Annotated in this window: 15 protein-coding genes and 4 tRNA genes; 2 read left to right on the top strand and 17 right to left on the bottom strand. The window is 54.4% G+C overall.

What is annotated here, in order from left to right; translation table 11 throughout:
* Nucleotides 1-17 precede the first annotated feature (17 nt).
* Together hemX and hemY are read left to right on the top strand one after the other, a co-directional pair.
* Nucleotides 18-1208, top strand: a complete 1191-nt coding sequence (hemX, locus tag ACLW56_RS18565; RefSeq protein ID WP_330985208.1) for a uroporphyrinogen-III C-methyltransferase — start codon at nucleotides 18-20, stop codon at nucleotides 1206-1208.
* A gap of 2 nt (nucleotides 1209-1210) precedes the next feature.
* A complete protein-coding gene (gene hemY, locus ACLW56_RS18570) occupies nucleotides 1211-2407 on the top strand; it encodes a protoheme IX biogenesis protein HemY (RefSeq protein WP_330985209.1) in 1197 nt (398 codons plus the stop codon).
* An 828-nt stretch (nucleotides 2408-3235) separates the two neighbouring features.
* Here hemY and ACLW56_RS18575 read toward each other — a convergent pair.
* The 17 genes from ACLW56_RS18575 to wecA all read right to left on the bottom strand — a co-directional run bounded on the left by ACLW56_RS18575 (nucleotide 3236) and on the right by wecA (nucleotide 18101).
* A tRNA-Pro gene (locus tag ACLW56_RS18575) sits at nucleotides 3236-3312 on the bottom strand.
* A gap of 42 nt (nucleotides 3313-3354) precedes the next feature.
* A tRNA-Leu gene (locus tag ACLW56_RS18580) sits at nucleotides 3355-3440 on the bottom strand.
* A gap of 22 nt (nucleotides 3441-3462) precedes the next feature.
* Nucleotides 3463-3538 (bottom strand) — tRNA-His (locus tag ACLW56_RS18585).
* 56 nt (nucleotides 3539-3594) lie between these two features.
* Nucleotides 3595-3671: transfer RNA gene (locus ACLW56_RS18590), tRNA-Arg, on the bottom strand.
* A 102-nt stretch (nucleotides 3672-3773) separates the two neighbouring features.
* Entirely contained in the window at nucleotides 3774-5159 is a 1386-nt protein-coding gene (thrP, locus tag ACLW56_RS18595) for a bifunctional threonine/serine APC transporter ThrP (protein ID WP_330985210.1), read from the bottom strand.
* A gap of 162 nt (nucleotides 5160-5321) precedes the next feature.
* Entirely contained in the window at nucleotides 5322-6062 is a 741-nt protein-coding gene (gene wecG / locus ACLW56_RS18600) for a lipopolysaccharide N-acetylmannosaminouronosyltransferase (protein ID WP_330985211.1), read from the bottom strand.
* Between the two features lie 11 nt (nucleotides 6063-6073).
* Complete coding sequence (gene wzyE / locus ACLW56_RS18605) at nucleotides 6074-7420, bottom strand: ECA oligosaccharide polymerase (RefSeq protein WP_330985212.1); 1347 nt, start codon at nucleotides 7418-7420, stop codon at nucleotides 6074-6076.
* On the bottom strand, nucleotides 7417-8496 hold the full coding sequence (locus ACLW56_RS18610) for a TDP-N-acetylfucosamine:lipid II N-acetylfucosaminyltransferase (protein ID WP_330985213.1): 1080 nt from the start codon (nucleotides 8494-8496) through the stop codon (nucleotides 7417-7419). Before ACLW56_RS18610 ends, wzyE begins: the two co-directional genes overlap by 4 nt.
* Nucleotides 8493-9743: a lipid III flippase WzxE gene (gene wzxE / locus ACLW56_RS18615; protein WP_330985214.1), complete on the bottom strand. Its 1251-nt coding sequence runs from the start codon at nucleotides 9741-9743 to the stop codon at nucleotides 8493-8495. The genes ACLW56_RS18610 and wzxE overlap by 4 nt, the downstream gene beginning before the upstream one ends.
* Before the next feature lies 1 nt (nucleotide 9744).
* Nucleotides 9745-10875 (bottom strand): dTDP-4-amino-4,6-dideoxygalactose transaminase, encoded by a 1131-nt coding sequence (gene rffA, locus ACLW56_RS18620; RefSeq protein ID WP_330985215.1) that lies wholly within the window; start codon nucleotides 10873-10875, stop codon nucleotides 9745-9747.
* A 4-nt stretch (nucleotides 10876-10879) separates the two neighbouring features.
* Nucleotides 10880-11554 (bottom strand): dTDP-4-amino-4,6-dideoxy-D-galactose acyltransferase, encoded by a 675-nt coding sequence (gene rffC / locus ACLW56_RS18625; protein ID WP_330985216.1) that lies wholly within the window; start codon nucleotides 11552-11554, stop codon nucleotides 10880-10882.
* Entirely contained in the window at nucleotides 11532-12413 is an 882-nt protein-coding gene (gene rfbA / locus ACLW56_RS18630; RefSeq protein ID WP_330985217.1) for a glucose-1-phosphate thymidylyltransferase RfbA, read from the bottom strand. Before rfbA ends, rffC begins: the two co-directional genes overlap by 23 nt.
* Before the next feature lie 17 nt (nucleotides 12414-12430).
* Nucleotides 12431-13498 carry a dTDP-glucose 4,6-dehydratase gene (gene rffG / locus ACLW56_RS18635; RefSeq protein WP_330985218.1) on the bottom strand — a complete coding sequence of 356 codons (1068 nt, stop codon included), beginning with the start codon at nucleotides 13496-13498 and terminating at the stop codon, nucleotides 12431-12433.
* Entirely contained in the window at nucleotides 13495-14757 is a 1263-nt protein-coding gene (gene wecC, locus ACLW56_RS18640; RefSeq protein ID WP_330985219.1) for a UDP-N-acetyl-D-mannosamine dehydrogenase, read from the bottom strand. Before wecC ends, rffG begins: the two co-directional genes overlap by 4 nt.
* Entirely contained in the window at nucleotides 14754-15884 is a 1131-nt protein-coding gene (gene wecB / locus ACLW56_RS18645; RefSeq protein WP_330985220.1) for a non-hydrolyzing UDP-N-acetylglucosamine 2-epimerase, read from the bottom strand. The genes wecC and wecB overlap by 4 nt, the downstream gene beginning before the upstream one ends.
* Nucleotides 15885-15938: 54 nt before the next feature.
* Nucleotides 15939-16985 (bottom strand): ECA polysaccharide chain length modulation protein, encoded by a 1047-nt coding sequence (gene wzzE / locus ACLW56_RS18650; protein WP_330985221.1) that lies wholly within the window; start codon nucleotides 16983-16985, stop codon nucleotides 15939-15941.
* A 21-nt stretch (nucleotides 16986-17006) separates the two neighbouring features.
* Nucleotides 17007-18101 carry a UDP-N-acetylglucosamine--undecaprenyl-phosphate N-acetylglucosaminephosphotransferase gene (gene wecA / locus ACLW56_RS18655; RefSeq protein WP_330985222.1) on the bottom strand — a complete coding sequence of 365 codons (1095 nt, stop codon included), beginning with the start codon at nucleotides 18099-18101 and terminating at the stop codon, nucleotides 17007-17009.
* Between the last annotated feature and the right edge of the window lie 154 nt (nucleotides 18102-18255).

The raw sequence follows: 18255 nt of genomic DNA on the forward strand, positions 1-18255 counted from the left end.
CAACATTGGAAGCCATAATGACGGAACAAAAAGAGAACTCCGCCGTGGTTGAAGAGACCAGGGAGGCCGTGGATATCACGCCACAGCCGGAGAATGCTGAAAAGAAGAACGCTGAGAAGAAAAATGGCAGCAACAAAACGCCACTGGTGCTGAGCGTAGTGGCTATCGCTATCGCATTAGCGGCGGGTGCCGGCCTGTATGGGCTGGTTAAGCAGCAAAACGTGAATCAGACCACCGCCAGCGATGCGCTGGTGAATCAGGTGACTGCCCTGCAAAAAGCGCAGGAAACCCAGAAAAGTGAGCTGGAAGGCGTTATCAAGCAGCAGGCCGCTCAGCTGGCAGAAGCGAAGAATCAGCAAGATGCGCTCAATAAACAGCTTGATGAGCTGCAGCAGAAAGTCGCTACCATTTCCGGCAGCGATGCCAAAACCTGGCTGCTGGCTCAGGCCGATTTCCTCGTAAAACTGGCGGGCCGCAAGTTGTGGAGCGATCAGGATGTCACCACAGCCTCAGCGCTGCTGAAAAGCGCCGATGCGAGTCTGGCTGACATGAACGATCCGAGCCTGATTGGCGCACGCCGCGCAATCACCGACGATGTTACGAGCCTTTCCGGCGTTTCACAGGTCGACTACGACGGCATTATTCTCAAAGTGAATCAGCTGTCGAACCAAATCGACAACCTGCGTCTGGCGGATAACAGCACCGACGATTCCCCAATGGATGACGACGGCGGCGAGCTTTCAAGCTCCCTCAGTGAATGGCGCGTCAACCTGCAAAAAAGCTGGCAGAATTTTATGGACAGCTTCATTACTATTCGTCGTCGTGACGAAACAGCCGTACCGCTGCTGGCACCAAACCAGGACGTCTATCTGCGCGAAAACATTCGCTCACGTCTGCTGGTTGCCGCGCAGGCTGTTCCGCGTCATCAGGAAGAAACTTACAAACAGGCGCTGGATAACGTTTCAACGTGGGTGCGTGCCTATTACGACACCGACGATGCCACCACCAAAGCGTTCCTGGATGAGCTGGATAAGCTGAGCCAGCAGAACATTAATATGGATGTGCCAGACACGCTGCAAAGCCAGGCGATTCTGGAAAAACTGATGCAAACGCGCGTGCGTAATCTGCTGGCCCAGCCGTCCGTGGCCGCCACAGAAGCCGCACCTCAGGCTGAAGCGCCTGCCGCTGCTGCGCCGCAAGGAGAATAAGCATGTTAAAAGTATTACTGCTCTTTGCGCTGTTGATCGCCGGGATCGTTGTAGGACCAATCATTGCAGGTCATCAGGGCTATGTGCTGATCCAGACTGATAACTACAACATCGAAACCAGCGTCACGGGGCTTGTGATCATCCTGATCCTGACGATGGTGGTGTTGTTTGTCATCGAGTGGATCCTGCGCCGCATCTTCCGTACAGGCGCTCACACTCGCGGCTGGTTCGTCGGCCGCAAACGCCGCCGTGCCCGTAAGCAGACTGAACAAGCGCTGCTGAAACTGGCGGAAGGTGATTACCAGCAGGTTGAGAAGCTGATGGCGAAAAATGCCGATCACGCTGAACAACCGGTGGTGAACTATCTGTTGGCGGCTGAAGCGGCTCAACAGCGTGGCGACGAAATGCGTGCCAACCAGCACCTGGAGCGCGCCGCAGAAAGTGCCGGTAACGATCTGATCCCGGTAGAAATTACCCGCGTTCGAATTCAGCTTGCCCGTAATGAAGACCACGCTGCACGTCACGGTATCGACAGGCTGCTTGAGATTTCTCCGCGCCACCCGGAAGTCCTGCGTCTGGCAGAACAGGCCTACATCCGCACCGGTGCATGGAGCTCGCTGCTCGACATCATCCCTTCGATGGCGAAAGCGAATGTCGGCGATCAGGCTCACCGCGATGCGCTGGAACAGCAAGCGTGGATTGGTTTGATGGATCAGGCTCGTGCCGATCAGGGCAGCGATGGCCTGCGTGAATGGTGGAAAAACCAGAGCCGTAAGACGCGTCATCAGGTTGCTTTGCAGGTTGCCATGGCAGATCACCTCATTGAATGTGACGATCATGACACCGCCCAGCAGATCATCATCGACGGCCTGAAGCGCCAGTACGACGATCGCCTGCTGCTGCCGGTACCGCGCCTGAAAACCAACAATCCTGAGCAGCTTGAAAAAGTGCTGCGTCAGCAAATCAAAAGCGTGGGCGATCGCCCACTGTTGTGGAGCACCTTAGGCCAGTCGCTGATGAAACATAGCGAATGGCAGGAAGCCACCGTCGCGTTCCGCGCAGCGTTGAAACAACGTCCGGATGCCTTTGATTATGCCTGGCTTGCCGATGCGCTGGACAGATTGCACCAGCCAGAAGAAGCCGCCGCCATGCGCCGGGACGGGCTGTTGCTCACACTTCAGAACACTTCACCTTCCTGATGCAATAAGGGGCCTTTTCGGCCCCTCAGATTGCTGACAAAGAAGGAAAAAGCGTGGTTTTTCCTTCTTTGTGGTGAGCAGCCGAAAATCAATGAATTGATTTTCCTTATTTTTTGTTCTACTACCCATGACAAAACGGTATTCGTTAGAGGTTTGTCATCAGTCGCAGGGACCTTTTCGGCCCCTTTCTTTTTTCGAACTCCCCATGCCAGAGTCGAAGCTCTGCTGTTTGCGCTGACAGCCACCTTAATAACCGTTGTCCTCTCTGCGAGGTTTAACGCTATTCAGACACTGTGGTGCGTTTCTTTCAGCGCATTATTTTTCGTCGCGATCGTATTATTCCGCTATCGGAATTAATCCCATAAAAAAACGCCTGCACTGAAATCAGGGCAGGCGTTAAAACAGGTCTGTTTGACAACAATTGGTGCTTCACTCAACGTTATGTCCATGGTGTTTGATGAGGCCGAAGCGACATCTGTCGGTGGACGATAAGCACCGTAAACGGCTCTGCGTCATTCCTGAGTTTATGAGGCGTAAACGCGAACATAAGAGATGGAATGAGCATCTACACAGATATTATTGCACACCGCGTGCCATTCTTGCACCCCTCAATATCAGGGAGTGTGTGCTTTTAGGAATAAAGGAGATGTCGCCAAAGGGAGACGCCAGAATTGCCTGATACAGAATTAGCTGAGAATCAGTGAATTAAATGTCGCCATCTGGAGACATATTTCCCAGAGATGAGCAGCGCTTAAGAATTTTATTTACGAGGAAAAGAAAGGGGGGAATTCAGAATAGAAAAAACCCCGCCGAAGCGGGGTTCAAAATTGGTCGGCGAGAGAGGATTCGAACCTCCGACCCACTGGTCCCAAACCAGTTGCGCTACCAAGCTGCGCTACTCGCCGATGTACTGCTTTTTGAATTTTTAGTTCAATTCTTTAGAGTTATGGTGCGAGGGGGGGGACTCGAACCCCCACATCCTAAGGACACTAACACCTGAAGCTAGCGCGTCTACCAATTCCGCCACCTTCGCATGCCACAAAACTCTTAAATAATGGGGTGGCTAATGGGATTCGAACCCACGACAACTGGAATCACAATCCAGGGCTCTACCAACTGAGCTATAGCCACCACTGCAAATCTTTTCTACGCGGTCATAAACCACCGCAGCTCTGACACCGGGTTAATGGTGCGCCCGACAGGATTCGAACCTGAGACCTCTGCCTCCGGAGGGCAGCGCTCTATCCAGCTGAGCTACGGGCGCTTAGCGCCGTTGCGGGGTCGGATAATACGGACTTCCCCCCCCGCTGTCTAGTGCCTTTTTAAATAAAATGTTTGTTTGCTCATGCTTTGTGCATTTTGTCGCTTATTCCTTCACTTTCTGGGGATCGCCGACACGATTGAGGCCCAAAAGCTTGTACAGCAGCATCACCACCGCCAGGAAGAGAATGCCCACAAACAACGACATGCGCGTATCTTCATTGAATCCCATGCCAATCAGCACGCAAATCAGGAACGACATCGTCAGGTAGTTGGTCCACGGGAACAGCACTGAGCGGAACGGGTGATTCACCATCGCCTGCTTGTGCGCCTCGCGGAAACGCAACTGACTGATCAGGATGACAAACCACGGCACCATGCCCGGCAGCACACTGGCGCTGTAGACGTAGACAAACACCCGCTGTGGATTAGGAATAATGTAGTTGAGGCACGACCCGAGCAGCAGAATAACAATCGACACAGCAACACCCACCACCGGCACGCCATTGCGGGAAAGCGTTGCCACCTTCGCGGGTAATTGACGATTTTTCGCCAGCGCGTACAGCATGCGCCCACAGCTATACATTCCGCTGTTACAGCCCGACAGCGCCGCCGTCAGTACCACAAAGTTGATGATACCCGCCGCTGCGGTAATGCCAATTTTCGCGAATGTCAGAACAAACGGGCTGCCCGTGGTGCCAATTTCATTCCACGGGAAAATGGTGACGATAACGAAAATCGCGCCTACATAGAAAATCAGGATGCGCCACAGCACTTTACCTACTGCGCTGCGCAGGGTGACCTGAGGATTTTTGGCCTCACCCGCCGTAATGCCTATCAACTCAACGCCCTGATAGGAAGCGACAACAATACACAGCGCAGTCAGAAAACCTTTCCAGCCGCCCGCAAAAAAGCCGCCATGCTCTGTCAGATTGCCAAAGCCAAGCGACTGCCCGCCATTGCCAAAACCGAAGAAGATGACGCCCAGCCCGACTACAATCATCACGATAATGGTGGTGACTTTGATCATCGCAAACCAGAACTCCAGCTCGCCGTACAAACGCACTGCGGCAAGGTTCGCTAGCGCCACCAGCGCGACGGCTATCAGCGCGGGGATCCATTGCGCCATGTCCGGGAACCAGAACTGGACGTACACCCCAATCGCCGTGATTTCGGATATCCCCACCGCCATCCACATAAACCAGTACGACCAGGCGGTAAGATAACCAAAGAACGGGCTCATGTAGCGATGAGCGTAGACTGCGAAGGAGCCGGTGACCGGTTCGAGGAACAGCATTTCGCCCATCGAACGCATAATGAAGAACACGAACAACCCGGCGATGATGTACGCCAGCAGGACGGACGGACCAGCCCATTTCAGGGTGCTTGCCGACCCCATAAACAGGCCCACACCAATGGTGCCGCCGAGGGCGATTAATTCGATGTGTCGCGCTTCCAGCCCTCGCTGTAGCGCCGGTTGTTTCTCAGCCATAGATCCTCATGTGTCTGCAACGTTCCGGTCGGTGCCGGTTATTGTTATGAAAAAATAAGGGGCGCATGGTTGAATAAAATCGCTGGTATGGCAAACAAAGTATTAATTATACGAATGTATTGCACAATTACTGTGCAATACAGTGTTTAAAGCGGAAGGGGATCAGAGGTTGCCGGAATAGTGCCAGCGAAGGTAACGCAGTAAGCGTAACTGACGGCTGATGCGGCTCGGCTGCGATAACAGACGGTAGAGCCACTCCAGGCCAAGCTGTTGCCAGATTTTCGGCGCACGCTTCACGTGGCCCGTAAAGACGTCATAGGTCCCACCAACGCCCATGTAAAGCGCATCAGGATGAACTTCGCGGCAATCACGCATAAAGATTTCTTGCTTGGGCGACCCCATGGCCACCGTGACAATTTTCGCACCGCTGGCATGAATGCGCTCAAACAGCGCCACCCTGTCCTCGGCTTTGAAATAGCCATTCTGGCTGCCCACGATGTTGACGCTCCACTGCTGGCGAAGCTTCGCTTCCGTCTGGGCCAGCACTTCAGGCTTGCCACCCACCAGAAAGACAGGTGTGCCTTCAGCGCCCGCTCGCGCCATCAGCGCTTCCCATAAATCAGCCCCCGCCACGCGTGAAACATTCGCCTGCGGATATTTTTTGCGAATCGAACGCACAACGCTGATGCCATCGGCATACTTAAACTCCGCCGCCTCAATCAGCGTGCGCACTTCGGCATTGTCTTCCGCCGTCAGCACTTTCTCCGCATTGATGGCCACCAGCGTGCCCTGCTTCATTTGCCCGTCGGCGTAGAGATAATCGAGCGCATGCTGCATATCCCGCCAGCCGATGAGTTGCAGCCCACGCACGGTGTAAAGCGGTGCTGCTGTCGAATCCGTCATGTGTTTCCTTCTCAAACCAGAGGTTGCGGCTGTGTTCTTACGCGCTTGTGAACAAGCCCGGCACAGTCCAGCAGCCAGTAAAGCAATTTGGCGATCAGCAGGCAGAGCCCGAAAATCACCAGGAAAAAGACCACGCGGGAGACAAAGGAATCCAGCCCCTCACGCGCCAGCACAATCATGTTGAAGATAGCCCCAAAACAGAAACTGTGCAGAATGGCCGCTTTGTAGCGGTTCGTTTCTCGGTTACCGAGCAGATAGAGCCAGTCAAACCATTTAATGATTAACCCAACGACCACCGCGCCCAGCGGAATAAACCACGCACCGCCCATCACCACCAGCGAGCCGATTAGCGTCGGTGAAATCGCCAGTCCGGAATGGTTATTCAGGACTTCCCAGGTAAAGTAGTTGGCGGTATTGAGCACAATCCCTGGACGATCAGGCCACAGCCAGGTCGGGATGAACACGTAGAAGTCGCGCACAATCGGGGCCAGCCCCTGGAAATCAATTTTGTCGTAATTTTGCAGCAGCAGCGCCAGGTTCTCCCACGGCGAGAAGGTGTCTCGCGTGAGATACAGGAAGGTGTAAAAGGCTTCGTCGCCGCTGACGTTCATGCCATAACGCTTCAGCGCCAGCCAGAACATGCCGACGATCCCCATCACGCCAGCCGCCGCCAGCATCCATAACGAGATCCAACCGCGAATGATGCCAATGAACAGGAAGATAGCGAAGGCGATAATGATGTTGGCGCGAGTGCCGCCGACAATCACATACGTCAATAAGCCAAAAGCTACCGTGCTGACGAGGAAGAAAATCCACGCCTTGCTGTCCTGACGCAGGAAATAGACCACCAGCATCGCCGGAATGAAGAAGTAGAAAAAGCGCTTCAGGGCTACGCCCGAGACTTCACTGGAGAAAATCTGGCTGTAGGAGTGCAGCTTAAACAGCAGAAAACCATTGTGAGCAAAGAATATGCCGACGCTCACCAGCGCAATCAACGCCAGCATCAGCCACGTCAGATGTGCTTCCACCCGGTTAATGGTAAACAAGGGGCGACGCTCGCTTTGCGAACTGGCAGCACGCAGGCGAGTTTTATAGGTCACGTAGTAAATCGCGTAGAAGCACGCCGCCGACAATAAAGCCTGAAGCAAGATCTCCGGCGGAGCCACGCCGACATCAAAACGGAACACCAGCGTCATCGACAGCGGGAAGCCGAAGAAAAACGTCAGCAGGAAAAGCAGCGAGAAAAAGACATTGAAGTTAAAGCGCACGCGACGAAACTCAAAATACGTCAGCGTGGCAATAAACAGCGAGGAGAACAGCCACACCACCAGCAGGCCGGTAAACTGCATCAGGCTCATTGCGATCCTCCTGCCGCTAACTGCAGCGCACGGTGCCACGGTTCAAGATAATTGGGGCGGAAGAAGGCTATCTGCGTTTTATCCACGCTTTCCAGCTGACGCTGAGCTTCGCGCACGACGGCAACATCAAGCTTGTCGGCGGTGAACAACACCGGAATATGCTGTTCCGTCATGTCCTGCCAGAAAGGGTTTTCGCGATTCAAAACACACGGGATCCCCGCCTGAATCAGCAGGCAAAGCGTGCCGATACCTTGCTGGCGCGGGAACAGGAAGTAACCCAAATCGCAACGGCGCAACAGCGCCAGATAGTCGTTAAACTCAAGTTTCTGGTCGAGAATGTTCAGGTGTTCTGGGCTGAACAGCGCTTCCCCTGCGGCACGGACTTCACGAATGTACTCGTCATTATTTGCCGGATACCCCATCGGGACAACCACGTTGACGGTGTCGCCAAACTGTTGGTGGATGGCTTTCAGGGCCGCGACATGATCGTTACTGCGGTCGCCCGAATTGCCCACCAGCACCGTCAACACATCGCCCTCACGGGAAACAGTGCTCATCTTATTTAATGTCGGGTCCATGCGCGTCGGGAAATAAAGCAAATCACTTTTCACTCGCGGATGCTGCTGAGCAAACGTATTGAGATCGCCACGCGTGGCAAACACTCTGCCAACACGCCCTTGCGCCAGGCGACGCAGCGGGTAGAACAGACGGAATTTCAGGCCACGGGAAACTTCATACAGATCGGCCCCCCAGATATGCCAGTTAAACTGAGCAGGCTTGATGCCACCTGACAGCAGCGCCAGCCACAGGCCGAAATTGAACTGCCCGTGGAAAAAGAAGCGCTGAGTGCGATTGGCTTTTGCTTTCGCGAGCACCGCTTCAGCCAACGCTTTCTTGCTGGCATAAAAACTCAGCGTCAGCGCCGGGTAAGCTTCAGGTTGTCCCTTTTCCGTTCCCACCACCATAAACTCACGGGCGTGCTGCCCTGAGTCCGCCAGTTCATCGTTGAAGAACCGCAGTACGGTCTGGTTGTGGTGCGGGATATCCGATCCCAAAACGTGTATCAGTGCAGTCATGCCCGTTTACGCCAGATTAAAAATACGCCGCTACACAGCGCAAAATAAACAATGTAAGTCGCCATGTAGGCCTGTGCTGCGCCCAATGCGCCGTGCGCAGGGATCAGCCAGTGAGAAAACGCGGTCAACAGCGCAAACTGGCTGATTTCCGTCAAAATATAAAACCGCAGCGACGCTTTGGCGATCACCAGATAGCCGTAGACGTAAGCGCCCACTTTCAGGACGTCACCCACCAGTTGCCAGGCGAAGAGATCACGCATCGCGGTAAACTTCGCCGAAAACAGCAGCCAGATGGCGAAGTCACGCAGCAGCCAGACGGTCAGGCTTGCAGCCGCCACCGCCGGAAGCACAAACTTCAGCGATTTGACGATTTCGCGGGTGATGTCCGCTTTCGCCGTCAATCGGGATAAAGTAGGTAACAGATAGACGCTAAACGAGGCGGTAATAAACTGCAAATAAGCGTCTGAAATACTGCTGACACCCTGCCAGATCCCCACTTCATCCCAGCTGTAATGCGCCGCCAGCAGGTTTCGCATCATCACGTAAGCGATCGGTATCGTCACCGATGTGATCAGCGCCATCAGGGTAAATTTGCCGAGCTGGCCTGCCAGGAAAGTATCCCATTTTGGTTTTAACCAGGAAAACGAAATGACTTTTCGCTTCGCCAGCATGACGCCTGCCGGGAGAACCACTAAAGCAGGCACCAGCGCCAGGCCCAGCAACGCGCCTTCATAACCGCCAACATGCCAGCTCGCAAAATACGCCGCCACGCCGATTACGCTGCCGGCAATCAGTGCCAGTGCGTTTCCGGACGCATCGCGAAACCCTTTCAGCAACGCCAGCAGCAAATTCGCCCAGGCGATGCCCATTTGCACCAACGCCACCAGGCGAACCAGCCCTTGATAATGTGTATGCCCAAACAGGCCCTGGCTGATTGGCGCGGCAGCCAATAAGAAGATGACGGCCAGCAGCGTGGAAAACGCCAGCACCATTGCTGAGGAAGTCCCCACAACTTTGCGAAGTTGCTCAGGATTATCATGGTACTGCGCGACGTATTTGGTCACGCCATTGAAAATGCCTGCGCCAGCCAGTACGCCCAGTACCGTGACCAGTTGGCGGAAGTTACCCGCCTGGCCGACACCGGACGGGCCATAAGCGACCGCCAGCAGTTTGACCACCAGCAGGCCAGCGCCAATTTTTACCAGCGTGCTGGCGGCGGTCCAGATTGAAGCTTTTGCCAGTGACATATCAGGCGAAGTAACTCAGCAGAGAGTTGATCACCGTGCGCTGATTAACACAAGACAGATTGTAGAAAAGTGGCAGGCGTAGTAAACGCTCACTTTCTTGCGTGGTGAAACGGTCTTCGCCTTTGAACTCACCAAACGCTTTCCCCGCAGGTGAAGAGTGCAGCGGGATGTAGTGGAACACCGCCAGAATCTCCGCCTCTTTCAGCCAGGCAATGAGCTTGCTGCGATCGTCTTCGTCGCGCAGTTTGATGTAGAACATATGCGCGTTGTGTACGCAGTCGGCCGGAATAGTGGGCAGTTCAATTCGACCGGCTTCTGCCAGCGGTTTCAGCGCATCGTAATAAGTTTGCCACAGGCTTAAGCGCTGCTGATTGATGCGATCCGCGGCTTCAAGCTGCGCCCAAAGATAGGCGGCCTGCAAATCGGCCATCAGGTAGCTTGACCCAATATCACGCCAGGTGTATTTGTCCACTTGCCCACGGAAGAACTGGCTACGGTTGGTGCCTTTTTCGCGAATGATTTCTGCCCGTTCCACCAGCGCTTTATCGTTAATCAGCGTCGCGCCGCCTTCACCACCTGCGGTGTAGTTTTTGGTTTCGTGGAAGCTGAAGCAGCCAATGTGGCCGATGGAACCGAGCGCCCGGCCTTTGTAGGTCGACATCACGCCCTGTGCGGCATCTTCGACGACGAACAGGTTATGCTTTTTAGCAATCGCCATGATGGTGTCCATTTCACAGGCAACACCCGCATAGTGAACCGGCACGATAGCGCGGGTTTTGTCAGTGATGGCCGCTTCAATCAGCGTTTCATCGATATTCATGGTGTCACGACGTACGTCGACAAACACGATTTTTGCTCCACGCAGCACAAACGCATTGGCGGTAGACACAAACGTGTAGCTCGGCATGATCACTTCGTCGCCCGGCTGGATATCCAGCAGCAACGCAGCCATTTCCAGAGAGGCAGTACAGGACGGCGTCAGCAAGACTTTGGCGCTGTCAAAGCGCTGTTCCATCCACTGCTGGCAGCGGCGGGTAAAACCACCGTCGCCACAGAGCTTGCCGCTGCCCATGGCAGACTGCATGTAATCCAGTTCGGTGCCGACTACCGGCGGGGCGTTAAAAGGAATCATCGTGTCACCTGTATAACCAGTAGGCGGTGCTCTCAATCGTGGCACCGCTTTGAATGTAACGTTTAAGGGCGGCAGTATTGCCGACCTGTGTGGCAACTCTTAGCGTCGTCAGCTGTCGCGCATGCGCCCACTGTATCGCCGCCTGCATCAATTTTTGCCCTGCGCCGCGCCCGGCCAGCAAGCCGATGCGCGCTTCACTTTCGTTTAACTGACGCAGAGAGACAAAAGCGCGAATATCGCCGCCATCCTCTCTGAAAATCAAACATTGGTGATCGAACGTGCCGCGAACGGCATTTTCAATCCACTGCGCGTAGAAACGCCCGCTGGCCCCTTCTGCATACCAGGGCGTGCGAAAACGGCTCTGAGCAAAGGCCTGGGCCGCTAATTCACGCAAGCGCGGAATATCGCTTTCAGTGGCAATCTCAGGTTGCGGGTCAGCACAAGTCACTACCGGCAACTGCAAATCCACTTCACCTTCAACAAGGTGAAAATTCAGGCGCTGTAAAGCATCCAGCCAGTCTGTGCGATGAGTGGGGATTTTTGCCTGAACCCGCGACCAGCCTGCCAGCACAGAATCTGTCAATTCGTCCGCTTCGTCGCTAAAACGCACGATGGCGCTGTTCACGCCGAAGAATTGATTCTCCCAGTGGAGAGGTTCAATACTGGCGCGGGCGGGCACGAAGCAGCTCCAGCAGATATTGGCCGTAGCCGGTTTTGGCCAACTGCGTGGCGGCACGTTTTACGCCTTCGTCGTCGAGCCAGCCGTTTCGCCAGGCAATCTCTTCCAGGCAAGCAATTTTGAAGCCCTGACGTTTTTCAACCGTCTGCACAAAGGTGCTCGCCTCAATCAGACTGTCGTGCGTGCCGGTATCCAGCCACGCAAAACCGCGGCCTAACAGTTCGACAGTGAGTTTGCCGTCCTCAAGATACATCTGGTTGATGGAGGTAATTTCCAGCTCGCCGCGCTCGGACGGTTTGACGCGTTTGGCATATTCCACGACGTTACTGTCGTAGAAATAGAGCCCGGTCACCGCCCAATTGGATTTTGGTTGCTTTGGTTTTTCTTCCAAAGAGAGCGCGCGGAAGTTGTCGTCGAACTCCACCACGCCGAAGCGTTCAGGGTCCATCACCTGATAACCGAAGACGGTCGCCCCTTCCGTACGCGCGGCAACGCTGCGCAGTTTTGGGCTGAACCCCTGGCCGAAGAAGATATTATCGCCAAGCACCAGGCAAGACGGCTGGCCTGCAAGGAAGGTTTCTCCGATGATAAAAGCTTGCGCGAGGCCGTCCGGGCTCGGCTGTTCGGCATAATGCAGTTCAATGCCAAACTCGGAGCCATCGCCCAGCAGGCGCTGGAAGTAGCTTTTGTCTTCAGGCGTGGTGATAATCAAAATTTCCCGAATCCCCGCCAGCATCAGCACAGAGAGCGGGTAATAAATCATCGGTTTATCGTAGACAGGCAAAAGCTGTTTCGACACGCCTCGCGTAATCGGGTGTAAGCGTGTGCCGGAACCGCCAGCCAGAATAATACCTTTCATGTGTCCTCCCGGGAGGGTTAGCCTTTCAGGCCCAGACGCTCGCCCTGATAGCTGCCATCAAGCACCTGTTTCCACCAGACTTCGTGGGCTAAATACCACTGCACGGTTTTGCGCATGCCGCTTTCGAAGGTTTCATCTGGCGTCCAGCCCAGTTCGCGTTCGATTTTCGCTGCATCGATGGCGTAGCGAACATCGTGCCCTGGTCTGTCGGTGACGAAGGTGATCAGATCTTTATAGTGCGCCACACCCTGAGGCTTTTGTGGCACCAGCTCTTCTAACAGCGCGCAAAGGGTCTGCACGACATCAATGTTCTTGCGCTCGTTATGCCCGCCGATGTTGTACGTTTCGCCGACGACACCGGTGGTCACCACACGGTAAAGCGCTCGCGCATGATCTTCCACATATAGCCAATCACGAATTTGCTGGCCGTTGCCGTAAACCGGCAGAGGTTTGCCCGACAACGCATTCAGGATGGTCAGCGGGATCAGTTTCTCCGGGAAATGGTACGGACCGTAATTGTTGGAACAGTTCGTCACCAACGTTGGCAAACCGTAGGTACGCAGCCACGCTCGTACCAGATGGTCGCTCCCCGCTTTGGAAGCAGAGTAAGGGCTACTCGGCGCATAAGGGGTTGTTTCGGTGAAGAAATCATCGCTGCCGTGCAGGTCGCCATACACTTCATCCGTGGAAATGTGGTGAAAACGGAAGGCGTTCTTTTTCGCAGTCTCTAGCTGATTCCACCAGCCGCGTGTCGCTTCCAGCAGAGTATAAGTCCCGACAATATTGGTTTCGATAAACGCGGCCGGGCCGTCAATCGAACGGTCGACATGGCTTTCCGCAGCCAGGTGCATCACCAGGTCAGGTTGATGCTGAGCAAAGACCCGATCCAGCGCCAGGCGATCGCAAATATCAACCTGTTCGAAAGCAAAACGCTCGCTTTGCGCGACGGGTGCCAGCGAGGCAAGATTACCGGCGTAGGTCAGCTTGTCGACCACCACGACGCTGTCAGTTGTGTCATTGATGATGTGACGCACCACGGCGGAACCGATAAAGCCCGCCCCACCGGTAATCAGGATTTTTTTCAACGCCAGACTCCTTTGGTGTCGACGATGAACGCCTGAGCGACATCCTTGCCATCAATCGCTTTGAACTGCTGATGATCAACCAGCATCACCAGCACATCGGCGTTGGCGAGAGCATCCTGCAGTGTTACCAGCGTCGCTTTCCCGGCCAGTTTTTTCGGCAACTGATGGGTATTCGGCTCCACCACCAGCATTTCACCGCTGTGCCAGTCGGCAATTAATTCTGCAATTTCCATCGCCGGGCTTTCACGCAGGTCGTCAATGTTCGGCTTAAACGCCAGACCAAAGCAGGCAATGTTAACGTCAGCAGCACGCTTACCGCTGGCGGCCAGACAGTCTGCAACGGTGGCTTTGACCTGATTCATCACCCAGTGAGGTTTGTGATCGTTCACTTCGCGGGCAGTGCGAATCAAACGCGCCTGCTGTGGATTTTGCGCGACGATAAACCAAGGGTCGACGGCGATACAGTGCCCACCCACGCCCGGGCCTGGCTGCAAAATATTCACGCGCGGGTGACGATTCGCGAGGCGAATCAGCTCCCAGACGTTGATGCCCTGATCGGCACAAATCAGTGACAGCTCGTTGGCAAACGCAATGTTAACGTCGCGGAAGCTGTTTTCGGTGAGTTTGCACATTTCAGCTGTGCGGGCGTTAGTGACCACGCACTCACCTTCGAGGAAGATGTTGTAGAGCTCGCTCGCGCGGGCAGAACATACCGGCGTCATGCCGCCGATCACGCGGTCGTTTTTAATCAGTTCAACCATCACCTGCCCTGGCAGCACACGCTCCGGGCAGTAAGCAATATTGACGTCCGCTTGTTCACCGGCCTGCTGCGGGAAGCTCAAATCCTGGCGAAGTTCAGCCAGCCACTGCGCCATTTGCTCTGTCGCCCCAACTGGTGAAGTCGATTCCAGAATCACCAGCGCGCCTTTTTTGAGCACCGGGGCAATGGATTTGGCAGCCGCTTCAACATAGGCCATGTCCGGCTCGTGATCGCCTTTGAACGGCGTTGGCACCGCAATAAGATAAGCATCAGCCTCAACGGGAGACGTGCTGGCCCGGAGATAGCCCCCGGCAACCGCCGCTTTCACGACTTTATCAAGGTCGGGTTCGACGATATGAATTTCACCACGGTTAATGGTGTCCACCGCATGCTGGTTGATATCCACACCTACCACTTGCTTGCGCCGTGAGGCAAATGCCGCTGCCGTCGGCAGGCCGATGTAGCCGAGGCCAATCACAGAAAGGGTCGAAAAACTCATAGCGTTACCTGATTGTTTTTGAGGGCTGACAAAATACGACTGCAGGCCTGCCCGTCGCCATAAGGATTATGGGCGTGGCTCATGGCCTGATACTCCTCTTTGTCTCTTAGCAGACGCGTGACTTCATCAACAATACGCTGACGGTCGGTACCCACCAGACGCACAGTGCCCGCCTCAACGGCCTCCGGGCGTTCTGTGGTTTCACGCATCACCAGCACTGGCTTGCCAAGAGAAGGCGCTTCTTCCTGAATCCCACCGGAATCGGTGAGGATCAGCCAGGCGCGATTCATCAGCCAGACGAAAGGAAGATAGTCCTGTGGCTCAATAAGGAAGACGTTGTCCACATGGACCAGAATTCGGTTAACCGGTTCACTGACATTCGGATTGAGATGCACCGGGTAAACAATTTGTACATCCGGATTCGCCACAGCGATTTCCGCCAGCGCCTGGCAAATCTGTTCAAATCCACGCCCGAAGCTTTCCCGACGATGGCCTGTGACCAGGATTAATTTTTTGTCGTGATTCAGGAAAGGATAGCGTTCGGCCAGGCTTGCGCGTAATGCATCATCGCTGAGCACTCTGTCGCGAACCCACAGCAAGGCGTCAATCACCGTGTTGCCGGTAATAAAGATGTTGTGGTCAGAAAGGTTTTCGCGCAGCAGATTTTGGCGTGAATTTTCCGTTGGCGCGAAATGGTACATCGCTAAGTGACCGGTCAGCGTGCGGTTGGCTTCTTCCGGCCACGGCGAGTAAAGATCGCCCGTGCGTAAACCCGCTTCAACATGCCCGACGGGAATGCGCTGGTAAAACGCAGCAAGGCTAGCGGCAACCGTGGTGGTGGTGTCGCCATGCACCAGCACGACATCGGGTTTGAAGGAGTCGAGTACCGGTTTTAGCCCCTGCAAAATGCGGCAGGTGATCTCCGTGAGCCCCTGTCCCGGGCTCATAATATTGAGATCGTAGTCGGGCACGATGGAAAACAGTTTTAACACCTGATCCAGCATTTCCCGATGCTGTGCGGTGACGCAAACTTTCGCCTCGAAATGAGGGTCCTTTGCCAACGCATGGACCAGCGGCGCCATCTTGATCGCCTCCGGACGTGTGCCAAATACGGTCAGTACTTTCACATCGATTCTCTTTGGTAGACGATGAAGGCTTACGCCTTCACCAGGATGGTGCTGTTACTGTGGACGACGACGAACCAGCGCAACACCTGCGCCAATCAGTGCCCCCACAATGCCCCACATCACCATCAGAAAGACGCGGCGAGGACTGTCGCGTTTTACCGGTTCTTCTGGCGTACGCAAATAACGATAGGTCTGAAAATGGCGATCTAACGTCGGGCCAACATTCAGTGTCGTCAGCATCGCCCGGTTTTGGTCATAATCGGGATCAAATTCCGGGCCGACGGATTGCAGATTCTCCAGACGAGCCTGAAGCATCGGACGCCCCAGAAGGAAGAGTTCAGAATCAGGAAGCTCGCCCACCGGCACATCGGTTTCGCTACGTGAGATATTGTTCTGCTGTGCGACTTTCAGCGCTTCCTGAACGCTGTGAATACGTCTGTCGAAGATAGATTTTGCGGCCTCTTCCTGACGTTTCACCTGCGCCTTCATCTGCACGGTGCGCGCCGCCCAGGCACCTTTCAGCTCATCGTTCAGATGACCTGCGGCACGTTCGCTGGCAAACGCCACGTACTGGCGCAGCAGATTGTTGGCATCCGGCGCGGTTTCTGCCACCAGCTTCACGCTGTCGTTGGCGTTCTTGAGCACATCGCCCGGGGTGAACACGATGTCGTTGATTTGGTCATCAAGCAGCGCAGCATCTGCACGAGCGTTGCCCGATTTACGCTGTTTGTAGTAATCCGTCTGCAGCCAGAATTCACGACGGGTATCCCAGGACGCCAACTGCATGATGAACTCTTTGTAGGATTCATCCATCACCGAAGGCTGATCGGTGGAAGCGAGATTGGCCTTGATGTCCAGGTTGCGGAGAAACTGTTGCTGCGAGTAGTAACCGCCCAACATGTTCACCGTTGGACGATCGGTTATCGCCGTCGCGCTCCACTCCTGCCGGGCGAAAAAAGTGTAGATGAGCACAATCAGAGCAAACAGAACTGCAATACCGACAATCCAGCGTTTTCCCGCCCATAACGTACGAAACAGACCGCGAATATCCAGTTCATTTTCAGCGTTCACTGAGTTTGCTCCCGGTAATTGTTGTGTCATCTCTCTTCCAGATTGTTGGGGTTAGGTTGGACGTGTCGTACTTTTACGGCGCATTCTGCGCTTCACGCGTTTGATAAAGCGAGCCACTTTCCATGCACGTTTAATACAGTAGCCGTACAGGAAGAACGCCAGTAAAAACAGGATCAGCATGCCCCATTCAGGAATGACGTGGGTGTATTCACCCAACACGCCAATTCCCGCTAACAGCGCTGCTGCGAGGGTGATAAGCACAAAGGCCTGACGAGAGGTAAACCCTGCACGCATGATCAGGTGGTGGATGTGCTGACGGTCAGGGGAGAACGGGCTCATCCCTTTGCGCAGACGGCGATACATAATCGCCACCATATCCATCAGCGGAATCGCGATAATCCACAGCGCGGTGACCGGGCTAATCGGGTGTGTTTTCCCCTGCGTGGTTTCCAGCAAAATCCAGATGACGGTGAAGCCGATTAAGGTACTGCCAGCATCACCCATGAAAACTTTATAGCGACGACCCAGGATGCCGAGGTTGAGCATGATGTAAGGCACAATCGCGGCAATCATCGCAAAACACCACATCGCCAGACTGGTCTGCCCGTCGAACCACAGGATGAGGCCCATCGCGGCAAAGGACACGCAGGAAAGCCCGCCCAGCAGGCCATCAATACCATCGACCATGTTAAAGGCGTTAATCGCGGCCCAGACGGCAAACAACGTCAGGAAATAGCCGAATGGCCCTAAAACCAGCTCCCATGAGCCAAAAATATAACCCAGGCTCATCAGGTGAAGATTGCCGACAAACATCATGACAATGCCGATCAGCGCCTGAACGGTGGCTCGGATTTTTACGCTAATATCGAATCGGTCATCCAGTGCGCCAATGAACACCAGCACGCCGGCGCAGGCCAAATAGAGCATGGCATGGGGAATCCAGGCGTTAACAATCGCAAACGTGAAGCATATCCCTGCATAAACTGAAATGCCGCCGACCAGAGGGATCAATCCTTGATGACGTTTACGGTAGTTGGGTTTATCCACCAGTCCGACCTTCTTAGCGACCTTACGGGCGAAAAAAAGGAACAGGGTTGTGAACAAAAAAATACTGATCAGATCAGTACTGGCGGTCAGTAAATTCACAATTGGTGCTCTCTGGAAAAATTATTAGCGAAAGTATACTCACGATAGCCGCTCTCCTGAAGAGGAATACGACTGAGTTTTAAGGGGATTGTTGCAATTTTAGCCAGAAATGACGACTTCAACCCGAACGCCGCAAAAAACTCTTCACTTCACT

It is taken from the genome of Pantoea sp. sgz302252, assembly GCF_047713085.1.
Classification (GTDB): Bacteria; Pseudomonadota; Gammaproteobacteria; order Enterobacterales; family Enterobacteriaceae; genus Scandinavium.

Coding starts and splice junctions, on each gene's coding strand:
- wzzE (WP_330985221.1), bottom strand. CDS start 16,985: ATGACACAACAATTACCGGGAGCAAACTCAGTGAACGCTGAAAATGAA.
- rffA (WP_330985215.1), bottom strand. CDS start 10,875: ATGATTCCTTTTAACGCCCCGCCGGTAGTCGGCACCGAACTGGATTAC.
- hemY (WP_330985209.1), top strand. CDS start 1,211: ATGTTAAAAGTATTACTGCTCTTTGCGCTGTTGATCGCCGGGATCGTT.
- wecC (WP_330985219.1), bottom strand. CDS start 14,757: ATGAGTTTTTCGACCCTTTCTGTGATTGGCCTCGGCTACATCGGCCTG.
- thrP (WP_330985210.1), bottom strand. CDS start 5,159: ATGGCTGAGAAACAACCGGCGCTACAGCGAGGGCTGGAAGCGCGACAC.
- wzxE (WP_330985214.1), bottom strand. CDS start 9,743: ATGTCACTGGCAAAAGCTTCAATCTGGACCGCCGCCAGCACGCTGGTA.
- hemX (WP_330985208.1), top strand. CDS start 18: ATGACGGAACAAAAAGAGAACTCCGCCGTGGTTGAAGAGACCAGGGAG.
- ACLW56_RS18610 (WP_330985213.1), bottom strand. CDS start 8,496: ATGACTGCACTGATACACGTTTTGGGATCGGATATCCCGCACCACAAC.
- wecG (WP_330985211.1), bottom strand. CDS start 6,062: ATGACGGATTCGACAGCAGCACCGCTTTACACCGTGCGTGGGCTGCAA.
- rfbA (WP_330985217.1), bottom strand. CDS start 12,413: ATGAAAGGTATTATTCTGGCTGGCGGTTCCGGCACACGCTTACACCCG.
- wzyE (WP_330985212.1), bottom strand. CDS start 7,420: ATGAGCCTGATGCAGTTTACCGGCCTGCTGGTGGTGTGGCTGTTCTCC.